The sequence below is a fragment of the Neochlamydia sp. AcF84 genome (assembly GCF_011087585.1).
GTDB lineage: Bacteria > Chlamydiota > Chlamydiia > Chlamydiales > Parachlamydiaceae > Neochlamydia.
Map to the genome: position 1 here is coordinate 1 of NZ_VJOT01000046.1, position 22,528 is coordinate 22,528.

Below are 22,528 nucleotides of genomic sequence, written 5' to 3' on the forward strand. Positions count from 1 at the left end.
TTGAATAGATTTAAAGTAAAGTTTGGCATCGGTAGGAAAGGCGATAGCTTTAGGCATTACGGTTGTATCGGCAATGACTTTTTTAAAGCTTTTTTTTTCACTGCGCCTGTCAGAACAGCTGCTGCAATCGTCCCTTGTAAAATCTTGCTAAGTCCAGCTTCGCCTAATCTAGATCTCCATCTAATTAAAGAAGTAGGATGAATAGGCAGCGCATGATGCCAAAACTCATACCCACAAAAGTATTGCCAATAAGGATTTTCTACCCATCGATGCACCACATTTACATCCGAAAGCCCATACATATGCTGCAAGATAAAGAGCCCTACAACTAGCCTTACAGGCTTAGCTGGCTGCCCTATCTTTTCTACAAACAGCTTATCAAACTCTTCTTCCAGCTGCTTCCATTCAATCAATTTGGATAGCTGGATAAGAGGATGATCTAGATTGAGTTCATCGCTAAATCGAGATTTAAAAAGACGGCTTTGTTTGTTATCTAGCTTGATTGGTTTCATAGTCAACTTTGCAAGAAATTAAGAGCTTTATAATGATTTAGGCGTAAACAAATTATAGCGATTTGGGAGAAAAAACGCTCTCAAAATATGCTTAAGCATGAAATATCCTTTAAATCATGTCAAACTAGCTAGATAAGAAAGAAAAGTAAAATATTGGTAAGCATTTTTTACTTTTAGTTTAATAGCTTTTTAGATAAATCCATTAGCAAGATAGATTCATAAGGTTTTAGCGTATGTGTGGCATAACTTTTCTTTCAAAAAAAGCCATTGCTTGATCTTCAGGTACACGTACTTCCTCAGTAAAGCCCCTTTCTTTTTTCCACTTATCCATAAACACTCGAGGATTAGTTTGAAATTCTTTTGTTTCTAATTTGTTATGAATGTACTTCAATAATTTGTCCGGATCTCCATAGGCATTTCGAGGCTGCTGAGCAAAAATTTTAGCTTCAGTGATAAAGAGTTGAATATTTACATGACAATTCTTTAAGGGAGAAAATGGTGAGATAGGTTGAGGAAGATGTAGTGAAAAAAAAGTTTTCGCTGCCCGATTTTTGAGCTGCTGATCTTGCTTGGTTAGGCTTGGCTTTTTATTGATACGTCCATAAAGATAAGTGGCAGCATAAACAGCTGCATAACCTACAGGGATTGCTAAAATAAAATAGGAAAACATTTTTAGCAGGTTTAAAGCATTTAATTGCGTATAATTTTTTTGATAATTCCAGATTTCATGAAAGCCTTTAAAATAGCTTCTTACCAGCCCTTGTAATTCCATGCCGTTGTTCCTTACCTTTATAGCTTCTATCTTTCCTATAGTAAAAAGAATTTGATTAAATTCCCATCTCTATTATAAATTTCATTTTTTTATCCTTTTAAAACGTTGTCGATAAGAAATACAATAAATTTTAAATTACTGTTATAAGCTTTAATTTTTTAGATAATCGCTTCTCCTCTTTGACATCTGTAGGGGGAAAGGAATCAGGATCCCAGCTTTAAATTCCTCCTTATGCTTTCAATTAAACAGGGAAAGGGAACATTTAAAATAATTAGGGTAGCGTTCATATTTAAAGGAGGGATTAAATGGCTCAGAGGAGGTCAATTGATAGATAAGAAGTGCGAAGCTACCATAAGCTGTCCCCGCTAGCACCGTCTCGCCATACCCGCGAATGGTATTTAAGATACCATGGAAGAACTGGTGGATCCCACAGTTGGTCATATGCCTCCACTTTCTTTTATTCTTTTCATCAAAAACCATTCCTAGATAACCTGTTCCTGCCAGAATAGCTCCTGCCGTTGCCTGCACGTTACCTGCCACAACACGTACAATTCCACTATATATACCTATGACAGGGAGGCTTCCTAAAATATTAAATTGCTTCTCTATTTTAGTTAAAGTTTGAAGGTAATCCATTTTTCTACTTTTGTTTTGCAAAAATTAATAAACATTAAATGTTAATGCAATTATGTTAATTTTAGATAAAGAAAGATTTTCTAATAATTAAGTTGGAAATCTTACAGCATGAGGGGAAGTTTACGGGGTGTATTAACCGTGATTCTAGCTCCAAAATTGTGGAATAAATTTTTAGGAATTGATTAACGGGCAACGGTAACGCTTAAAAGAAATTTGCCATAGCAAAATGCTTTTTAATAAGCAGGAGGGGATGGTTTTTGTAGCGTTTAATCTAGCAAAAACTTATTTTTCCTCATTTAACCAGAACTTTTTGATCTTATGCAAGCTCTTTAAGGCAAACAGAGGCAGGGTAAATATGCTATCCTAATTTATGCAAAGTGTGAAGCCTTTAAAGAATTTTATTCATTCTTTTTGCTTCGTAAGAAAAGACGAGGCGGAAAAGATAATAAGCTTCTTTTCTTAGAAGAATAAAAAGAATAGCTTTGGCGTTTCATATTTATAGGTGATTAGATAAAAACGTGGTGGCAATTAATCTTAAGTATTTAATCATAAAAATTAAGAAGAAAATTGCTAGAAAGATAGGAAAATCCGCTAAGGTTTTTATAAAATATGAAAGATTTCTTTCAGTTTTTAAAATAAAGATCGTTAAATAAAGAGGAAAAAAGAGTAAGTTCTCTAGCAGAGAGTTAAGATAAATCTTTGAAAAACCATCTCTCTTCTAATAATGAGAGAATAAATTGCTATGAAACTTTAAGGAGCTTATATGATGCCGCCAACTTCTACTTCTAGCAGCAAGGTAAACCTCTGCGTAATAGGCTCGAATAATATAAAAGACGCGACATCAGGAAAATTGATGGCTCATGCTGTTGTTTTGTTTCCTTGTGGTCACACCTTTAATGAAGATACGGTGATCCAACGTTTAGCAGGCGATAAGCTTTGTCCTCTAGATGGAAAGCCTATTGAAGGGCATGCACCTAACCACACGGTGAGGCAACTTGCCGCCACAGCTAAGCTCCGTCCGCTAGAATCTTCTAGAGAGATTTATATTGAGCGCTTAATCAGTCTTTTGGAGGAACTTCAAATTCCAGAAAATCCGACTTTAAAGAAAATGGTTGAGCTTGGAGACAAAATTCACGCTCTTTCTCCTCTTTCTATTCCCTCTCTTTACGGCGCGATAGCTCATCTTCATTTTCCTGATAGGGAGGGGGATGTGGCAGAACAGGTTCGTAGCTTGGATCAAATTTATCGGATTGAATCCAATCTTTCCGTTGAAGAAAAGGTGTCTTGCATTTTTCAAAGGCTTTTTAATTTAGCGACTTCTTATTCTCCAATGGAAAGAACATCCAAGAATAGCAAGGATTTTACTCTTTCTAATTATTCCTCCTATCTACTAAATATTAGCCGCCTATGGCTTTGGGGCCGCCTACCGGGAGGAAAGGAGTACTTAAACCAGGCAGAAATTAAAGCATTACCTTTAAAGATAAAAGGAGAGCTGCTAGCACAATGGATTAAAGAGCATGATGAAGATATTAGTTGTTTATATTTAGATATCCCATTAAAAATTTTAGAGGAGCCGAATTTAGATTTACAGTTAGAGATTACAATTTTGCCGCCTGAGATTGGGCAACTTTCTCAGCTGGAAAGGCTTTTTATATGCCATAGACAGCTAACCGCGCTTTCTGCCGAGATTGGGCAGCTTTCTCAGCTGGAACAGCTTAATCTAAGCTGGAACCAGCTTGCCTCTCTTCCTGCTGAAATTGGACAGCTTTCTCAACTGAAAAAGCTTTGTTTACACAGCAATAAGCTAACCATGCTCCCTACCGAAATTGGACAACTTTCTAAGCTGGAAAAGCTTGAATTAAGCAATAACCAGCTTGTTTTTCTTCCTGCCGAAATTGGGCAGCTTTCTAAGTTGGAACAGCTTGACTTAAGCCGTAACCAGCTTGTTTTTCTTCCTGCAAAGATAGGACAGCTTTCTCAGCTGGAACAGCTCGACCTAAGCTACAACAAGCTAACAGTGCTTCCTACCGGGATTGGAAAACTTTCTCAGCTGAAACACCTTGACTTAATAGATAACCATCTAAACGCTTTACCTGCTGAAATTGGGCAGCTTTCTCAGCTGGAAAAGCTTGACTTAATAGACAACCATCTAAATGCGTTACCTATGGAAATTGGGCAGCTTTCCCAGCTAACAAGGCTTTGGTTAAGCGACAACCAGCTCACTGCGCTTCCTGCGGAAATTGGACAGCTTCATTCTTTAACAGAGCTTTACTTAGTCAATAACCAGCTAGCTACCCTCCCTTCAGAGTTTGGACAGCTTGATGAGCTGCGGCTACTTTACTTGAATAAGAATCGGCTAACCTCTCTGCCTTTAACGATTGGACAGCTTGATTCCTTGCAAGAGCTTTACTTAGATAGCAACCGGCTAGCGAATATCCCAGGAACCATCGGGCAGCTTCTTGATCTTGATAAACTTCACTTAAGCAACAACCGGCTAACCTCTCTACCTAATGGCCTCGGGCGGCTTTCTTCTTTGCGAGAGCTTTACTTAGACAACAACAAGTTAACTACTTTTCCTAGATTACTTCAACAGCTTCCTGGTCATTGTGAAGTTGATGTAAGGGGCAACCCTTTTCTAGAAAATATTTATAAAAGTAAAATCGTGTGATGTTGAATTAGTAGATTAAAGATATTGTTAGATCGAGAGGTAAGGCGCCCTAAAGCATTTTTTTTTGCAACTTAAGTAACTTAGGTTTTGAAGCAGCATTTAACAAAACAACATTTAGCTCTCTTTAATTCAAAAAAATTTGTTTTCTTTAGTTTCTTCTAGCAAAAATTAGGCTAAGAAGTAAATCTTTTCTAAACATGTAGAGGTCCTTATTTATTCAAATTTTTATCTGTTTTTTTGCTAGCCGAGAGAATAATTTAATTAAGGAAGTCGAAAATTTTTGAATAGAAAATCTACATGGTCGCCTTTTTAAGGATGTTTACCCTAAAGGTTCACATCCGAATTAATTTACAAATTTCTTAACGTAAGTTTTTCTTATTTAGTTTAAATTATACACTTTGAAAAAACTTAGCCTGCATAACCAATCCTCTGAAACATCTCTCTCTACTTGGTCCGAGGGGTTTTTATGAAGTATGGGGCCGCATAATGAGTTTCTTAAAAGCGTATTATTTCTTAAGTCTATTCATTCACTCTATCGATTCCATCTGCCCATAAAAGCCAAACATTTAACTTGCTTTTGATGCTAATAATTTATTTGCCACTGCTATCTATTGTAGTCGCTACTGCTCCAGCTATCCCAGCTAAAAGCTCAAAAATAGAAGATGACTGAATTAAAGCAAATGATAGAGGCTTTTGTAAATAATCATTAGCTATTATTTAGCATAAAAATTTTAAGCAACCTTTTTATATAATTCTTGTTTAAAAAGGGATCTATTTGAGATGGTTAAAGAAAAGTTAGAGAGAGGATTCATTAAAAAATGAAAGAGATTACCCTAATTTTTCCCCATCAGCTTTTTGAAAAACATCCTGCCTTAGATAAAACGCGCCCTGTTTGCTTAGCTGAAGAATTTCTTTTTTTTAAGGTACAAAAATTTCACAAGCAGAAACTTGTGCTTTTGCGAGCAGCTATGAAAGCTTATGCCGATTGGTTAGAAAAGCAAGGATATTCTGTTTTCTATATTGACTCCACCTCCTTAAATAAGCGAGGAGACCTTTTTGAAATTTTAGCACAGAAAGAATATGACCAGGTTCATTTAGCGAATTTAACGGATGATTGGCTTTCCCAGGATCTTACTAAAGCTGCTAGAAAAAATCATTGGAAACTCTGCTTTTATGAGTCTCCAATGTTTTTGTGTACTGAAAAAGAGCTTCAGCTTTTCTTTAAAGGAAAGACCCACTATTCAATGGCTCCTTTTTACATTTATCAGCGTAAGAAACTTAATATTTTGATGGAAGGAGACTCTCCTGTAGGGGGTAAATATAGCTTTGACAAAGAAAACAGAGAACGTTTACCTAAAGGAATTGTTATTCCTCCCCTTGTTGCGCCTAAACAAAATCGCTGGGTTAAAGAAGCAGTTGAGTATGTAGAAAAGGAATTTCCTAAAGCCTATGGCAAGTCTACCCCCTTTTCCTATGCCGTCACTTTCAGCGAGGCTAAAGAAGTTCTTTCTGATTTTGTTGAGCATAGACTTCAGCTATTTGGTACCTATGAAGACGCCATACATGCCACAGAGGCAGTAATTTTTCATAGTGGTCTATCACCTTTATTAAATATTGGATTGCTGACTCCTCAAGAAGTAGTTGAAAAGGCTCTTTCTGCTCACACAAACCTTAATATTCCTTTAAATTCTTTAGAAGGCTTTCTTCGGCAGATTATAGGGTGGCGCGAGTTTATTAGAGCTTGCTATCTCTTAAAAGGAAGAAAAGAAAGATGTTCTAATTTTTTTAAGCATACTGCTCCTTTACCTAAAGGATTTTGGGATGGAACTACAGGAATTTTACCTATTGATAATGTAATTAAGCGCTTATTGCAGACCGGTTATTGCCATCATATCGAACGCCTCATGATTTTAGGGAATTTTCTACTGCTAGTAGAAACGGATCCCAATGCTGTTTATGAATGGTTTATGGGCTATTTTGTTGATGCTTACGACTGGGTGATGGTACCTAATGTTTATGGAATGAGCCAATATGCTGATAAAGGATTGATGAGCACAAAACCTTACATATCAGGAGCTAACTATCTGCTTAAAATGAGTGCTTACAACAAAGAAGAGTGGGTAGATAAATGGGATGGCCTTTTTTGGCGCTTTCTTGCAAAACATCAAGCTTTCTTTGAAAAAAATCCTAGAACAAAGATGCTTCTTAAATTGCTACAAAAAAATGCTAATACTATTCATCCAAAAATAGCCTTAGCAGAAACATGGCTGATGCAACAGCGTTAACTTCCATATTGAAGAGCAAGAAATTGCAGATAAATAATCTATAATCTTGACTAAGGAAGCAATAGGGGTAAAGAAATTTAATTCAGCTATAACCTCAAGAGTTGATGCAGCTTTTACTTTGACAGTCTATTCTCAACAGCTTCTAAGGTTTTCCTAAATTATCTTATACGCTTTAAAAACTAATACCTTGCTCTAAAGTAAACTAAGCTATGTACGCCCTTTTTAACTGAATCGGCTTATAAAATATAATGTAAGCCAGCTTAGGTTCCTACTAGAAAAGATCTCCAAGCGGCATCTACCAAAGTTACTATTAAAAGCCCATCTTTTAAGGTGGCTTGATTAGGGGTCGTAGGTGGCATAGGTAGCAAATCCAAATAGCATGCCTGTTAAGAAGGTGTTTAAATAGCTAGTTTTTTGGTGCAATGAAGGTAGAATAACCAAGAGAGATAAACATGCGGCGTAGATAAAAAAACTGGTGGGTAATATTATAGGCGAATCATCCATAAGATGACCAATATTGTGGCGATAAAAGCTCTTCCTCTTCAACCTAGCCACACAACAAAAATAGGCTGGATAGAACCGAGATTAATTCCAATGTGCATGACCTTAAAATTTTTTGTAAATGCTTGATTTATTCAATTATTAATCCCTTAATATCCTTGGCGTAGCCCTATCTATTTTTACTTAATGGATTTTCACTACTACCACCGTGATATTATCTGTGGAATTTTTTTCCAGCGCATAATCAACCAATCGTTGAGCTAAATTTTTTGGGGGATTATCCAAGGTGGCTTCTCCTTCCTCTATTTCTTCTTCCTCTGTGTTTTCTAAGTCAACCAAAGGCTCCTCTTCTTTTTCTTGAGGCTCTGAGGTAACATATGCTATTATCTCATTTTCTAAAACATAATCTTTTAGTCCATCACAAGCGATGATAAGAATGTCTCCTTTTCTTAATCGATTGACGGTAATTTTGGGCTTGTGAATAACTGCCGGTTTATCAGGCTTTCCAGTAGCATATTTATCCCCGATAGCACGACTTACATTAATACCAGTACGCGAATTAGGATACCTTAACATCTTAGGATTTTTTGCAAGAGGCCATGATTCTGCTAGCGTGGGATTTTCTAGGGCTATAGCTGCTCTTGCTGCTTCTTTTGCGTGCCTCCAATTTCGCACGCAAGATAAAGCGATGGACTCTTTGTTTCTATAGATATTAGCTTCAGTATCACCTAATGTAGCTGTATAAATGAGATGGGTATTTTTATCTATAAAGCTTATAGCTAGTGTAGTGCCTATCATATCATAGTAAGTGTACTGAATAATATTTTGGTGAATTTCATCAATTAATTGTTCGAAAGTTTGATGTACATTTCCTTCATTCAAAGCTAATGTTTCGAAGAAATTTTTTTCAAATTCTTCTTTCGCCTGCTTAGCAACCTGTCTGCCCCCATGCCCATCAAAAACCCCCATCAAAGCTCCTTGGGAGTTCTCTTGGAAAAGGTGGACATCTTCCATACGTGGTCTTTTACCTTGAGCTTCGGCTGATACATATTCCAAGCTTAAAGCAGGAGCTTTAGGCAGATTATCATCTAGGATAGGGAGACAGCTTTGATAAGTGGCGTAAGCCAGGATATCCTCTTCTATATGCTCTTCCATAGCTTTTTGAGAGTTTTTTAGCATTTTTTGCATAGCATTATCTATCTTTAAATTACGGGGCTTCCAAATTGCATATTTTTTTCTCTTTAAAATTTGTTTGCTTAGCTCTGTTTCCTTAACTTCCAGTGCTCGTTTCATCACCTTTTTTTCTTTTTGAAATGATTGAGCTTGTAATGGAGATTCTTTAGAATCATTTTCAGAGGTGGAAATTATAGAGTCAGAAAGATTCATTACCATTTCGAAAAAAAAGCTTCCAGGCTTAGCTTGTCCATCGGTTTCTTTCATCATAAACAAATCCTATTTTAAAATAATTTTTTAGTGCTTTTTTTGTCGCTAAACTTGGTTAAATTTATCGAAAGCTTATACGAGTTTTTTCTGCTTTAAATTCTTCTAATATTTAACAGTTATTTACTTTAGCTTGTTTTTATCTTTGTGCCTAGTAATAAAAATACTTAGCATTCATGTTTCTCATTTTCTGATTAGCAAGGTCAGTATTAAATAAAATGATTAATCATATTGTAATGGAGAGGCTAGGTTCAAACACAGGGAAATAGAAAAGTAAAATTTGCATCTCTTTCTCGCCTAGGTAGAAGGGGGCTTCCCTCTATGTTAATTGGGGATATGGCGATAAGAAAAAGAGATTTATTACCGGTTGCCAATGAGCGTAAAAGACTTATAAAGACAGTACTTATAGGTAAGCTTTTTACCGATCATCTTAAAGGCAAGTCCTAAACCCTTTAATGCCTCCAAGAAGAGGGGAAAGACTTAAAATCAAGAGATGGACACCTGCTGAATAAAGAATTGAACGATCTATCAAAAGTCATGAAAGATTTTGCAAGAGACGAGGAAGCTCTGCAGCTATTATGGAAGATCGCTTGCTGCCACGGCAATATTTTGCTTTAAAGAAACTTTGAAAGAAATTCTTCCTCTAGGAAAGTAGCTTACAAGTAAGCAGGGTTATATGCTAAATCTTTGACTGTAAATTAAGATCAGAAGAGGGGGAGAGGGGCTTCAAAGCATGGGTACTAGCTGAGGTGATAAGCCCTAGGATAGGTAGCGCCTTATCAGATGAGCTACGTACCCATATAGGCATTAACGCTGGTCGAATCCTAGGAAATAAATCTCTGAAAATTTTATTTTAATCGTTTTTTTAAGTGCAAAGGTTAAAAAAGAAAAGGGTTAAACTCTACTTTTTTTTAATTTTTTTAGATAACAGGGAAATCTTCAATTTTTAAAAGCGTTCTTTTGGCTTCTAATCCCCCAGCAAATCCTGTTAGTTTTCCATTCGTTCCAATCACCCGGTGGCAAGGAATAACGATTGATAATGGATTTCTTCCTATGGCTGCTCCTAAGGCACGTACTGCGCGAGGATGATTTATTTCTTTTGCAAGCTGTCCATAGCTAAGAGTAGTGCCATAAGGAATATGCTTTAAGGCCTCCCAGACTTTGTTTTGGAAGGGTGTGCCGTGGTGTTCTAAGGGGAGTTCAAAGAATTTTCGCTTTTTATTAAAATATTCTAAAAGCTGCTTTTCAGTTTCTATAAGAAGAGGATGATAGACATCTTCGATAAGTTCATCAAGCTTGACACGGTTGAGCTTTTCACGCTCCCATAAGATAGCTATAAGGACCTTGCCTTGAGCTACCAGCTTTAACTTCCCTACGATTGAATCCATGTATTTATAAAAAATTTTCATCTAATGAAGCTCCTTTTTTAAGATGAATGATAAGAATATTTTTTCCATAGGTAAACGGCAGCATATCCTCGCCAGGGTCGGATACAGCTTAAGTCCAAGGAAGGATTAAGCCTCAACGCTCTTTTTAAAATTAGATCCGTAGCGGGAAAAGCATCAGGATCTGCTATAGCTCGTAGGCTAATGTATTCTGCAGTCCATGGCCCAATACCTTGGATGGCAAGAAGGGATTTTTTAAATTCTTCAGGTGCTTGAGCTGGCGAAAGGCTAATTTCTTGTTGAAGAATCTTCTGGCTTAGCATTCGAATGGCAGCTTTACGTACTTGTGTGGTTTTAATCTCATGCAGAGAAGCTTTTGCTAAAATCTCAGGGATGGGAAATAAGTATCTTTCTTCATGCGTTACGGGATGAAAAATTTTTTCTCCATAATATAAAACCAAATGACCAATTAGCTGGGAGGCATGTCTCATGGTAATGCCTTGCCCTAAAATTGCGCAGATAGCTGTTTCATAAGGATCCCAACCATTAGCCAGCCTTAAGCCCGGCCATTGTTTCCATAGCAAAGATAAAGGTAAATGAGAAGCAAATTGATTGGCTATGAAAAGAGGATCGGAATTAAGGTCGAACATTTTACGGACACGGCTGGCTACTGCACATAAAACTTTAGTATCATGGCAAGCAATCTGCAGCTTGAGATAAGGATAGCGACTATCTGCTTCTACTGATAAAGCCCCTATTGAATCTTCAATCTTAAAAACTCGCTCATAGCTGTTCTCAGAAATACTTTCCATATAAGGAATAAAATGGTTTCTAAAATGATGAATTAAATGCGACCAGTCTAAAGGAGGGTGATAAGTTAACTTTAAAATAATGTTCTCATGAGGGGAATTGGAAAGATTTTTCTTTCGTATTAAAGAGGGGGCTTGCTTATAATATTTTTTAAAAGCATCATTAAAACGTCTTAAAGAGGAAAAGCCCGCGTCTAATGCTATACGAGTTATAGAAAGCTTAGTCTTTGTTAGAAGCTTTAAAGCAAAATTTAAACGATTATTATCCCAAATTTTTTGAGGAGTTAAGCCTATCTCCTCTCTAAATAGCCGGCGTAAATGCCTAGCGCTTAAGCCAAATTGCCCAGCAAAATAATCTTCTCCTTTATCCCCCATCCCCTGAGCAGTAAGTACTCTAAGAACATGTGACACTATTGCCGATCTGCCTGAATAGGCGAAGGAAGAGGTCGAAGATGGGGGGTGGCATCGTAAGCAGGGCCTATAGCCTACCTTCTCAGCAGATGAAGCTTTGAGAAAAAATTCCACATTTTGGCGTTTTGGCCTGGCTGGACAGATAGGACGGCAATAGATTTTAGTAGTTTTTACTCCCACATAAAATTTGCCATCAAAGCGAGAATCTTGGGATAGAAAAGCTTTATAAAAAATATCTTCTTCATTCATAACCATGGCCTATTTCTCTCTAATATAGAAAGAGTTTAATTAGAATGCTCGCCATTTTCGGCCGGGATCCTAAAATATCAATGAATTACCTACAGGGTAAAGTTGCATGTTTAACATTAAGAGAAATGTAATGATTAAAAGATTCTAAAGAGCAAATTAGACGGAGGGAAAGGTCTAGAAAACATTATGGGAAGAAAGATCAAGTAGGAGCTCAATCTAAAAATAAGCCTCCTTAAGTCATTCTTTGCCTCTTTATTGTTTACAAAAAAGTTTGATTACTACCCTACAAAGCTTTTTTAGCTTGTCCCAACCTTGCTCTTTAGCTCTTAGTCAAAGCTAATGCTAGCAGGTACGTAGATTCAGGTTAAAAGGAAAGACCTGGCGTTTGAGCCTATCAATAGGTTCTCTAAGAGAAATCGAGGGGTTATATTTGAACCTTTTTCTCTTTTATAGAGCTTATGGCATCTGGTTTGTTGCCCAAGAGGTTAAATAGATAAAAAGCTTTGTTCTTTAAAGAATGGTTTATTCTTTATCAGGATAGAGTAGCTAAATTTTTTAAAAAATGAAAATAAGGTTGCAAATGCTTCCTAGCTATAAAACTTTCTATTTCATAATATGCCAAGCATGGATGCCTTAAAGAGGAGCTCGGTAAAAGTAGCTTCTTTAGTATCAGGTCTTTTTCGACATAAAATTTAAATGATTCTAAAATTAAGGGGGAAGGGGTATAAACGATTATTCTATGCTTCGGACCTATGGGGCTTATGGGAGACATAAATAGGAGCAGCAGCGATAGGTCTTTGTCCTGAACATATGTATTTAGCAAAGGAAGCAAGCTTTGCCTCTCTTGTTGCCACCAATCGACTCCTTGCGGAAGAGAAGAAATTCCATAGAAAAAATTTCCGGCTAGATAGCTCTTGAAATCCTTATTAAGAAGCTGTAGGGGAGATAGTAGGGAGATGTTATTCTTTTCTACCTGGAGGATATCATAGAAATTAGAAGGGAGGGTGTCAGCAGCCACCTGGAGTAGTTTTTCAGCTATTTTAATATCTCGCCAGGTAGTTTTATCTATAGATTTTAAATCATGAGTATCTATCAATATAGGTGCCAATAGCAAGATAGCTATTTCAGGTGTAATATTAATGGTAGGATGAGTGATCAGTTTTTCTGCAATCAAAGTGGCTGTAGAACCCACCGGTTCTATTAGCAAGCTTGCAGGCGAGAGAAGAGGATAATTTATTGGCTCAGGAAAATGATGATCGATGATGCTTTCTACGACGGCAGAAAAAATCTGTTGGTCCTTTCTTAAAATATGATGATCGACAAGATTTAAGCGTAATTGGCTTCGAGAAAAAAGATAACTGAAAGGGGCTTCTTCTAAAAAAAGAAGATGATTAGTAGGGATTTTTGCTAGCTGGAGCAAATAGAGAAGGTCTCTGCGAGCATTTAACTCCTCTCTTTTGAGGTTGATAAGAGGAAGGTAGAGCTCTTGTTTAGAATGATTTTCATATAATAAGTAAGCATAAGTTAGGGAAGAAATAACGGAATCTAAATCAGCGGATTCATTTCCTAATACATAATGAATGAGCCTTAAGTTATTTGGTAAGTTAAGGCATTGGAAATATTCATCCAAGGAAGTTTTTAAAAATGCTGAAAAAGACATGTTTGGAAGCATTAATGGAAGCAAATAAACCGATCTTAAATCTCCTCCGCATATTAAGCAAGTTTTGCGGGCATTTTTTTAGCCAAAAATATTAGCAATCATTCATATGAAAAAATTAAAAGTTTTTTTTCTAAATGTTGCAAGCCTAAATGAGAAAGAGCTATTCATGCCAATAGCCCTAGATTGATGGCTAGCTGGTATAGAATAATTAGCTCGCCTCTTACATAATCGTACGTATAAAGCCGATCATTTAGCGCTTAGAATTTTTACAATTCTGTTAGATCTTGGATGTTTTAACGCTTCTATGCCATGCATTTATTGCGATCCCTACAATTGCTTAAAATGCTGAGCATGAGAAGAATACTGATTTTTAGAAGTTTAGAATAAGGATTATTTAGCTTTTAAGTCTTGCTCAATGATGTGTCGTCACGTCAGCCGTAGAGAAAAGAAGGCATAAAAAGATGGGGGTGGCGTAATTAAAAGACACAGATTATTTACCAAAGAGATACTAATTTTATAGGAGTAGTTTAGGAATTCAAAAGATCTAAAAATTTAGCTAGCCATCTAGCTTAGGGCCTAATGTATTGACTGATAAATGGGCAAGATAAGAAAAGAAGAAATGAACATTTCAATAGACACGCCTTATGTTAACCATTTTACAACTTATTTACTTTATAGTCTTGAATTGTATTAAAACACAAACGACAAAAAGAGAGCCGTTTTGTGCTTTGGTTACCGGTCCAGCTGCTTGTCTTAATAAACGCTTATTCTTTTTTTTCTCAGTAATTTTTCTAAGGGTTGATTTCTCTGTTCAGTGTTAACACTTTCTTAGCCTTAGCGCATTCATGATTACTGACACAGAGCTAAACGCCATGATTGCGCTGGCAATCATGGGATTTAAAAGCAATCCTATCCAAGGGTACAGAATGCCGGTTGCTAGAGATACACCTATAATATTGTAGATAAAAGCAAAAAATAGATTTTGCCGAATATTGCGCATAGTAGCTCGGCTTAACTTAATGGCTCGTACGATACCCATTAAGTCACCTTTTACTAAAGTAATTGCTGCACTTTCTTTAGCAATGTCTGTGCCTGTTCCCATAGCAATGCCTACATGGGCAGCAGCTAGGGCGGGTGCATCGTTGATTCCGTCACCAGCCATAGCAACAATATGCCTATTTTGTATGGCGTTCTGAATAAAGAGGCTTTTACCCTGAGGAGTGATTTCCGCATAAGTCTCATCAATATGGGTAGCTAAAGCAACTGCTTGGGCTGTCTGCGTATTATCTCCAGTCAACATAATAACTTTCAAACCTAGCAAATGGAGTTCATGAATAGCCTGAGCAGAAGTGGGTTTTAGAGCATCAGCTAACGCCATAAAGCCTATAATATTTCCCTCGACAGAAACAAACAGCACGGTTTGCGCTTGTGCTTGCGCTGCTTGAGAGGCTTTTAGTAATTCCTCTTGGCCGTGTACCTGCATTCTTTGCATTAAATTTCGACTGCCGATCAATACTTCTTTGCTATCAACTATTCCTGCCACGCCTTCACTAGTCATAGATTTAAATTTTACGTTTGGTAAAAGATTTAAAGATCGACGTTGAGCTTCATTCACAATGGCTTGAGCTAGGGGATGCTCACTGTTTTTTTCTATCGAAGCTGCGTATGTCAAAAGTTCATTTTCTTGCCAGCCATGCATGGGGGTGATTTGCAAGATACTAAGTTTTCCTTGGGTTACGGTACCGGTTTTATCTACCATTAAAGTATCAACTCTTTCTAAAAGTTGTAAGGCTTCTGCATTCTTTACGAGAATGCCTGTTTGGGCGCCTCTACCGATGCCCATCATGATTGACATAGGGGTGGCTAATCCTAAGGCACAGGGACATGCAATGATTAATACTGCCAACGCATTAATGAAGGCAAAAACAAAGCTTGGCTCAGGTCCTTTCCATACCCATATCATAAATGTTAGAATGGCTACTCCTATCACCGCGGGGACAAAATATTTGGCAATTAAATCCGCAAGTTTTTGAATAGGAGCTTTACTTCTTTGGGCTTGGGATACCATTTGGATGATATGTGCCAGCAGAGTGTGATTGCCCACACGTGTGGCTTGCATAAGAAAGCTACCCGCTTGATTTACAGTACCACCTGTAACCTGATCTTTAACTTGCTTTTCAACAGCAAGGGATTCACCAGTTAGCATTGACTCATCAATAAAACTTGTCCCCTCGATAATAAAGCCATCCACAGGAATTTTCTCACCGGGCTTTACTTTTAAAATATCGCCTTCTTGCAGTTGATCTAAAGGTGTTTCTTGTTCTTGGCCATTTTTCATTACATGAGCGCTTTTAGCTGTTTGATTTATTAAAGAGCGTATAGCTTGGTTGGTATGTACTTTAGCTTTAAGTTCTAGCAGTTGCCCAAGAAGAACAAGCACAGTGATAACTGCCGCAGCTTCAAAATAAACAAAAAGTTGCCCCTTTTCTTTAAACGCCGCAGGAAAAATGTGAGGAAAGATCACAGCGATAGCACTATATAAATAGGCGCTTCCTATTCCAAGGGCAATTAAAGAAAACATGTTTAGAGAACGATTGACTATAGACAACCATGCCCTTTCAAAAAAGGGCCATCCTGCCCACAAGACAACAGGCGTGGCAAGAATAAATTGCATCCATTCAGATGCTGTGCCTAAAGATAGGGTTAAAGCATCCAAGGTAGGGTGCATTTTGCTCATCGCTAAAAAGAAAAGGGGGAGGGTTAGGATCACTGCTACCCTAAACCTCTGCCACGTCTCTACATATTCTGAATCATCTGTTTCTAAGGAAAGATGTTTAGTTTCTAAAGGCATACCACAAAGGGAGCAATAACCGCGGTAATTTTGCTCAATCTCTGGATGCATAGGGCAGCTATAAGCTCCTCCTGAAAAGGTAGCTTTTGAGATAACAGGCTTTTTACTTTCATGACAAGGAGGAAGAGAAATATTCATACAGATCCTTGATGCTAGGAATTTACCATTTAAATCATAGAATTTAGAACTAAGAATTTTGGGATCCTTATAATCAATCCCTCTTATAAAGTTTTTTTGTTTAAACCATCGGTTAAAAAGTTGTCCATTGAAAAGTTAAGCTTTCTTAGATTTTTGCTATAAAGTTGAAGGCATGCCATTATGAGGGCACGGATTTATTGAAATTAATAAAATCTTTCCCGAAAGCTTAACTTAAGAGGCATTGCTGCTAAAGCACACTTGTTTAGCTGGTTTCCTAGCAAGAATCACTTTATTTTATTAGTAACCCTTTCTTTTTTTTCTAAAGTTTTTTTTGTGGCTTTCCAATAGAGGTGTTTTATCAGCATTCTTGCAAGATAGATAGAGAGCGAGAAAAATGAAAAGATAGATAAGCCAATATAGATACAGCTGGCCGTGTGGTCATAAAGGAAAATGAATACTTTTCTTAAACTTTGACCTTTTAGGCTCCATCCCAAAAAAGTGATAAAAATAAAATAAAAGCCAAAAAAAATAATTCCTAATCCTAAAGTCATCCATATTTTTTTGTCGAATTCATGGCATAAGCGAGGTAGGGGGCTGCCCCATTGCCTAATAATATAGACACCCAAAAGAAAGTTTAAAGATAAAAATCCTAAGAAAAAAAGTAAAAACAAGAGCTGTACAGTGGTGTAGTGCATAAATAATAACTTCTAAAAATTTTAGGATCTTGTAAAAAGCCTGTTAGTGAAGAATGTGCTTAGCTTATTTAAATGATTGGATTTCTTCTACCTTAAACTTACAAAAAAATTAGCTTATGCAGCTTTAGCAGGGTAACTCTTAAGAGAAGAAAGGTTAAAGTAGATTTAATGCGCTAGATTGAATAGAATACTTTCGCAAAATAAGGAAGTGAAGAATGAATGAAAAATATAAGCAAGATTTTATTCAAGCGGGGAAGATGGCTCATCAAGTACGTGCTTTTGGTAAAGCATTAATCAAAGCTGGGGCTTCATATAATGAGGTTATCACTAAAATTAAAGAGAAAATATTCTCATTAGGAGCCATTCCTGCTTTTCCTCCTCAAATAGCTTTAAATAATGTGGCTGCACATTTTCTACCTCAACCTGACGAAGATATTATTTTTTCCCAAGAAGTAATCAAATTGGATGTAGGAATATGTTATCAGGGCGCTATTGGTGATTGCGCGGTCACAGTAGATTTATCAGGCAAATACCAAGCTCTCATTGATGCTGTTGAAAGTGCTTTACTAAGTGCTGAGCAATCTATCCAGGTAGGTCTACCTATTAAAGAAATTGGTAGAATTATTGAAGAAAAAATTTCTTCCTATGGATTTAAATCTGTAAAAAACCTTGCAGGTCATGGGCTAGGAATTTATAAGGTACATACGGCTCCTTTGATTCCTAACTATTGCGATAATTCTACAGCTATCGTAAAGCCGGGTATGACCTTTGCCATTGAACCTTTTGCTACCGATGGAAAAGGTTTTATTTATGAAGCGGGGAGCCCTGCAATTTTCTCTTTTGTGCGTGCTCGGCCTATTCCATTATCTGTTCCTCGTTCTTTGATTGCAAAAATTAAAAGTTTTAGTGGGCTTCCTTTTTGTATGCATGATCTTATTGAAGCAGAGCTTGAACTTTCTGAAATTAGGCGCCATATGGCAGAGCTACTTAAAGCAGGGTCAGTGGTAGGTTATGCTCCTTTAGTAGAAGAAGGTCAAGGCATAGTGGCACAAGCTGAAAATTCTGTATTAGTAGATAAAATGGGAAAAGTTTTTATAACCACACGTTAAGCAAGGCGCAGAGAATTAAAATAAATCGCATTAAGTTACCGCCTTTTTGCTAAGAACTTTTAAAAACTGTCGATAAAAAGTGCAAGCCGGTGAATAGGATAAAGAAAATGATAGCCTATCTAGGAAGCTTCAAAATTAAGTTGCGTAAAAATTAACTTTAAAAGTTGCAGGGATCAGTCCTTTTTTGTGATAATTAAAAGCAAATCTTATAAAGGCATCCCTTGCTCAGCAAATTAAATTTTCAGCCTCTTTTTGGATTGAGCTCTCCTCATGTCCAAACCACTTTACCGACCTTTCTAGCCAATGGTAAAGCACCGCCTTCCTATGAAATTCTAGTTTCATTAGAGGATGGTGATCAATTGTCTTGCTATCTTTCTAACCCTCATCCAGGAAAACCTCCTACCAAAATTGTAGTGATGGTTCATGGCCTAGGAGGAAGCTATCAATCAGGTTATCTTTTACGGCTATCACGAAAGATGTATCAAGCTGGCCACTGTGCAATGCGTGTTAATCTTCGTAGTGGGGGAGTAAGTAAAGCCAAACGTCCTTATCATGGAGGCACAAGCCAAGATATCTTAAGTGTTTTGAAATGGCTTAAAATTCGTTTTCCTACCTCTTCGCTTGTTGTAATAGGCTTTTCTCTTGGTGGAAATATAGTTCTTAAATTAGCAGGCGAGTTAGGAGAAGAGGCTGTTCAATACATGGATCATCTCATAGCAGTATGCCCTCCAGTAGATTTACATCATGCTGTTCAATATATCGAAAAAGAAGCCTACTGGATTTACCATAAGTATTATTTAGCCCGGGTGTTAAAGCAGAGCCAAAAATGGCTAAAAGATCTTTCTATTCAATCGATGTATGAGTTTGATGATAAGGTGACCGCCCCTTTATGGGGGTTTAAGGACGCTATCGACTATTATCAACATTGTAGCTCGATTAAATTTATTCATTCTATTGCGATCTCTACTTATATCTTATTTGCAGAAGACGATCCATTTATTGATTGCTACAGGATAGACTACAATCATATTCCCTCGAATGTAAATGTTTATATGACCAGGTATGGTGGACATATGGGATTTCTCGGCTGGGCAGGCAAGGAACATGGTTGCCATTGGATGGATAAAACGCTTATGGATTGGATCTTCTCATCTTCCTCCTGTTAAGAAATTGTAGGTTTAAAAAAACTCCGTCTACATATCCAACTCTCAGAAAGCTGTCTTTCTACTTAACGTGAGTGGTTTATAAAGCATGAGGTTGCATGAGAAGTAGCTCAAAAGCATATGACTCTAACTTTTTAATTAAATGTGGGCTATCTGAGTATTTACTTAAAATTCCTGCGTTAGCTATTGAGAATGCCCGCCCCTCTGCCTTGTAGAGAAGATAGATTGTATAAGATTAAAAGACTTAAAAAGGAGTGAAGGGAGAAGCAGACCTTTAAAGGTAGAGAAAAAGAGGCTATAATGAAAAGTAATCCCACAGCCCATGAAGCATAACAATGAGAGGATACAAATAAAAATCTATCTATACCCTCTCAATCAAATGTTAATTTTTAAGGGAAATTTTAATAATTTTTTGTGCTACGAGAGGACGGTTTTGTGCATTAGTCTGCACGTCCTCTATTTTTTGGACAATCTCATAACCTTTAGTGACTTCCCCGAAAATGGTGTGCTTTTGATCCAGCCAGGGGGTTTTAGCGGTGGTAATAAAAAATTGACTTCCATTGGTATGAGGGCCTCTATTAGCCATGGCTAAGATACCGGGATGATCAAAATGGCGATCTGGATGAAATTCATCAGCAAAAGGCTTGCCCCAAATGGATTGGCCACCTGTACCGTTACCTTCAGGATCACCTCCTTGAATCATAAAACCCTTGATCACTCGATGAAAAGTAGTCCCATTATAATAATTTTCTTTAGCATGAGTTAAAAAGTTTTCCACGGCTTTAGGCGCTAGGTCAGGAAAGAGTGTCACTTCAAAATTGCCTTGGGTAGTTTCAAAGACGACTACCGGATGTTTAGAATGATAAGATTCGCCATAAAGAGCTAGATGAGCAAACAGCTGAAAAAATGCTAAACTTAATAATAACATCCATTTTTGCATGGCATACCTCTTGTTAATTAAAGGGTTTAGGTAGTAAAAAAATTAACATAGGTAGTAAAAACAGTCAACCATTTGCCCATTAAAGAAATTTTAATCTTTGAATAACATGTGATTTATATGGCAATGCCTAGCAGGTATAAAAGTGCAATAGACAGGACTTAATCGGGACATTTGTGATAAAAATAAAGAAAACGTGATTTAAAAGCCGTCAAGGTTGAAGTCCTGTTACTATTGAAAGTGATAGGACTAAAGTTGAAAGTGAGTGGCTCCAAGAGCCATAAGGAGGGTCAAAATGTCAAATTTAGCAACCCATCAAAAAGTTACAAAAAACAAGCTTAAATGTTCTAAAGCTAGCCGAAACATTAGGGAATGTATTTCATGCATGTAAAATGATGGGATATTCTAGAGATAGCTTTTACAGATTCTAAGAACTTAATGAAACAGGTGGAGAGGCAGCTCTTCAGGGATAACGCCTAGAAAACCTTGGATAAAAAGCAGGGTAGACGAGTCTACCGAAAAAGATGTGGTTGATTTTTCTCTTCAAAAGCCTGCTTATAGACAATTAAGAGTATGTAATGAGCTTGAAGAAACAAGGAGTCTTCATTTCGCCGGGAGGCGTACGCTCTGTTTGGCTACGATACAATCTTTAAGACCTTTCCAAAACGTCTCAAAGCATTGGAAGCTAAAATGTCTTTAAGAAGAGATGATATTAACAGAGGACCACTAAGAGCTCTTGTAAAAGCCAAGGAAGAAAAAGAAGCGCATGGCGAAATTGAAACTGAACATCCAGGTTATCTATTATCTCAAGATACTTATTATATAGACACTGTTAGAGGCGTTTATCAACAGAAAATGATCAATATCTATTCTAAGGTATCTTTTGTCAAACTATACGATAGGAAAAATGCGTTAATAGCAGCAGATATGCTAAATGATCGAATCATTCCTTGGTTTGAAGAGCAGGATGTTCGAATGTTGATATTGTTAACCGATCGTGGAACAGAGCATTGTGGCGTAAGAGAACACCAGGAGTATGAAATTTATCTGGCCATCAAAGATATTGACCACTCGCGCACTAAAGCTCGACATCCTTTAAACCAATAAAATCTGCAAAGGTTTTCCCCAGACTATCCTGAACGAATTTTATGCCATAGCTTTTAGGAAGAAAGTGTTTAAAAATGTTGAAGAATTACAAGAGAATGTGGATAAAAGGATGAATGAGCATAATAACGAAAGAATACATACAGGAAAGTATTGTTTTGGTAAGATGCTTTTACAAGCCTTCCTAGATGCAAAACATCTTGCATAAGAAAAGATGTTAGATAAGTTACAACTACCAGAAATAGTATTTGCCAGGCAATTCATGTTTTTCAGGTCAGGTGCTATCTAGGATATCCTAGCAGCCAAATAAAAACGTTTTACCCTACCTTAAAAAGCTAAAAATCTCTTAATATAATCTACAGCTCTTAATCATTTTTTTTATGCTTAATTAAGAGCTTCTTGATCAAGTAAATATCACTGTAGCAGGATAACTTTCGATAATATTTTTACAGCTATAGGGGATTTCTTTAATTTCTGTCCTATAAAGAGAAATACTTCTAATATTTTTTGTCTCTTGATTAACAACATATTCTGGTAGGCTTTCGATAGGATTTCCATTTAAAATTAGGTTGCGTAGTTTAGTAAGCTTTCTAATTTCTTCTCCTTCTGGAAAAGTTTTTAACTTGTTAGAGCTTAAGTCTAGGATAGTTAAATTTTTGAGTAAAGATAACCCTTTTGGTATGGTTTCCAAATTCTTACCAGAAATTTTTAGCGCTTTAATCTTTTCTAAATCTTTTAGGGCTTCCTCAGAATTAGAGTAGTGAGCCTTTACAAATCTTCTTGCTTCTCGGTCACCGTTTTCGAAAATAAGTTTGCACCATTTTGAAGCTTCATTATTAATAGAAGAGAGAGGCGTTTTTTCCCCTACTTCTATTATCTGCCCTTCATCGTAACCAGGGGGTCTAGAAAAATGAAGGCTGTTAATTATTATACTCATGAAGTGCTCCTTTTATAGGAAGGTTTTTATTTCACCATCTCATTTTTATTTTATTATTAGCAACCTAACAAATTCTCTTTATCTTTTTTAAAGAGTTTAAAAGATAATGGTAGGCTCGCTAATCCTAGCTTAATTGCCCGTTAATCAAGTTGATTTTATAATCAAAAATATGAAAACCTCAGGCCGTATAGGATGCCTCCAGGACACCTTTACCTCCAGTTGCTTTATTACTTTTTTTATTCAGTAGAATTGAACAGACACTTATT

At 36.8% G+C, this 22,528-nt stretch carries 14 protein-coding genes and 1 pseudogene; 5 read left to right on the forward strand and 10 right to left on the reverse strand.

Annotation, left to right across the window (positions count from 1 at the left end; all coding sequences use genetic code 11):
• Positions 1 to 56: 56 nt before the first annotated feature.
• The 3 genes from NEOC84_RS05180 to NEOC84_RS05190 form a co-directional block, all read right to left on the reverse strand.
• The gene (locus tag NEOC84_RS05180) at positions 57 to 512 is read right to left on the reverse strand and encodes a transposase (RefSeq protein WP_166156183.1); all 456 of its coding nucleotides are present in this window, start codon (positions 510 to 512) and stop codon (positions 57 to 59) included.
• A 226-nt stretch (positions 513 to 738) separates the two neighbouring features.
• On the reverse strand, positions 739 to 1,284 hold the full coding sequence (locus NEOC84_RS05185; RefSeq protein WP_166156186.1) for a hypothetical protein: 546 nt from the start codon (positions 1,282 to 1,284) through the stop codon (positions 739 to 741).
• 237 nt (positions 1,285 to 1,521) lie between these two features.
• Positions 1,522 to 1,920, reverse strand: coding sequence for a hypothetical protein (locus NEOC84_RS05190; protein ID WP_166156189.1), 399 nt, complete (start codon positions 1,918 to 1,920; stop codon positions 1,522 to 1,524).
• 763 nt (positions 1,921 to 2,683) lie between these two features.
• Here NEOC84_RS05190 and NEOC84_RS05195 point away from each other — a divergent pair.
• Together NEOC84_RS05195 and NEOC84_RS05200 are read left to right on the forward strand one after the other, a co-directional pair.
• Positions 2,684 to 4,588, forward strand: a complete 1,905-nt coding sequence (locus NEOC84_RS05195) for a leucine-rich repeat domain-containing protein (RefSeq protein ID WP_166156192.1) — start codon at positions 2,684 to 2,686, stop codon at positions 4,586 to 4,588.
• Between the two features lie 818 nt (positions 4,589 to 5,406).
• The gene (locus NEOC84_RS05200; protein WP_166156197.1) at positions 5,407 to 6,873 is read left to right on the forward strand and encodes a cryptochrome/photolyase family protein; all 1,467 of its coding nucleotides are present in this window, start codon (positions 5,407 to 5,409) and stop codon (positions 6,871 to 6,873) included.
• Positions 6,874 to 7,557: 684 nt separating this feature from the next.
• Here the strand turns inward: NEOC84_RS05200 and NEOC84_RS05210 are convergent.
• From NEOC84_RS05210 to NEOC84_RS05230, 5 genes are all read right to left on the reverse strand, one after another.
• A complete protein-coding gene (locus NEOC84_RS05210) occupies positions 7,558 to 8,817 on the reverse strand; it encodes a PP2C family protein-serine/threonine phosphatase (protein WP_166156203.1) in 1,260 nt (419 codons plus the stop codon).
• A gap of 917 nt (positions 8,818 to 9,734) precedes the next feature.
• Positions 9,735 to 10,223, reverse strand: coding sequence for a methylated-DNA--[protein]-cysteine S-methyltransferase (locus NEOC84_RS10085; protein WP_166156207.1), 489 nt, complete (start codon positions 10,221 to 10,223; stop codon positions 9,735 to 9,737).
• Positions 10,224 to 10,240: 17 nt separating this feature from the next.
• Positions 10,241 to 11,668 (reverse strand): Ada metal-binding domain-containing protein, encoded by a 1,428-nt coding sequence (locus tag NEOC84_RS05220; RefSeq protein ID WP_166156210.1) that lies wholly within the window; start codon positions 11,666 to 11,668, stop codon positions 10,241 to 10,243.
• A gap of 532 nt (positions 11,669 to 12,200) precedes the next feature.
• Positions 12,201 to 13,328, reverse strand: coding sequence for a DHH family phosphoesterase (locus tag NEOC84_RS05225; RefSeq protein WP_166156213.1), 1,128 nt, complete (start codon positions 13,326 to 13,328; stop codon positions 12,201 to 12,203).
• Between the two features lie 817 nt (positions 13,329 to 14,145).
• Positions 14,146 to 16,317: a copper-translocating P-type ATPase gene (locus NEOC84_RS05230; protein ID WP_166156216.1), complete on the reverse strand. Its 2,172-nt coding sequence runs from the start codon at positions 16,315 to 16,317 to the stop codon at positions 14,146 to 14,148.
• Positions 16,318 to 17,227: 910 nt separating this feature from the next.
• Between NEOC84_RS05230 and map the strand changes: the two genes are divergently transcribed.
• Both map and NEOC84_RS05240 read left to right on the forward strand, forming a co-directional pair.
• Complete coding sequence (map, locus tag NEOC84_RS05235) at positions 17,228 to 18,121, forward strand: type II methionyl aminopeptidase (RefSeq protein WP_166156219.1); 894 nt, start codon at positions 17,228 to 17,230, stop codon at positions 18,119 to 18,121.
• A 221-nt stretch (positions 18,122 to 18,342) separates the two neighbouring features.
• Positions 18,343 to 19,287 (forward strand): alpha/beta fold hydrolase, encoded by a 945-nt coding sequence (locus NEOC84_RS05240; RefSeq protein ID WP_166156222.1) that lies wholly within the window; start codon positions 18,343 to 18,345, stop codon positions 19,285 to 19,287.
• Between the two features lie 379 nt (positions 19,288 to 19,666).
• On the opposite strand, the gene NEOC84_RS05245 is transcribed toward NEOC84_RS05240, so the two are convergent.
• Positions 19,667 to 20,224 carry a peptidylprolyl isomerase gene (locus NEOC84_RS05245; RefSeq protein WP_166156225.1) on the reverse strand — a complete coding sequence of 186 codons (558 nt, stop codon included), beginning with the start codon at positions 20,222 to 20,224 and terminating at the stop codon, positions 19,667 to 19,669.
• A 389-nt stretch (positions 20,225 to 20,613) separates the two neighbouring features.
• Here NEOC84_RS05245 and NEOC84_RS05250 point away from each other — a divergent pair.
• Positions 20,614 to 21,533 (forward strand): annotated as a pseudogene (locus NEOC84_RS05250) (IS481 family transposase).
• A 195-nt stretch (positions 21,534 to 21,728) separates the two neighbouring features.
• On the opposite strand, the gene NEOC84_RS05255 reads toward NEOC84_RS05250, so the two are convergent.
• On the reverse strand, positions 21,729 to 22,262 hold the full coding sequence (locus tag NEOC84_RS05255; protein ID WP_166156230.1) for a leucine-rich repeat domain-containing protein: 534 nt from the start codon (positions 22,260 to 22,262) through the stop codon (positions 21,729 to 21,731).
• Positions 22,263 to 22,528 lie beyond the last annotated feature (266 nt).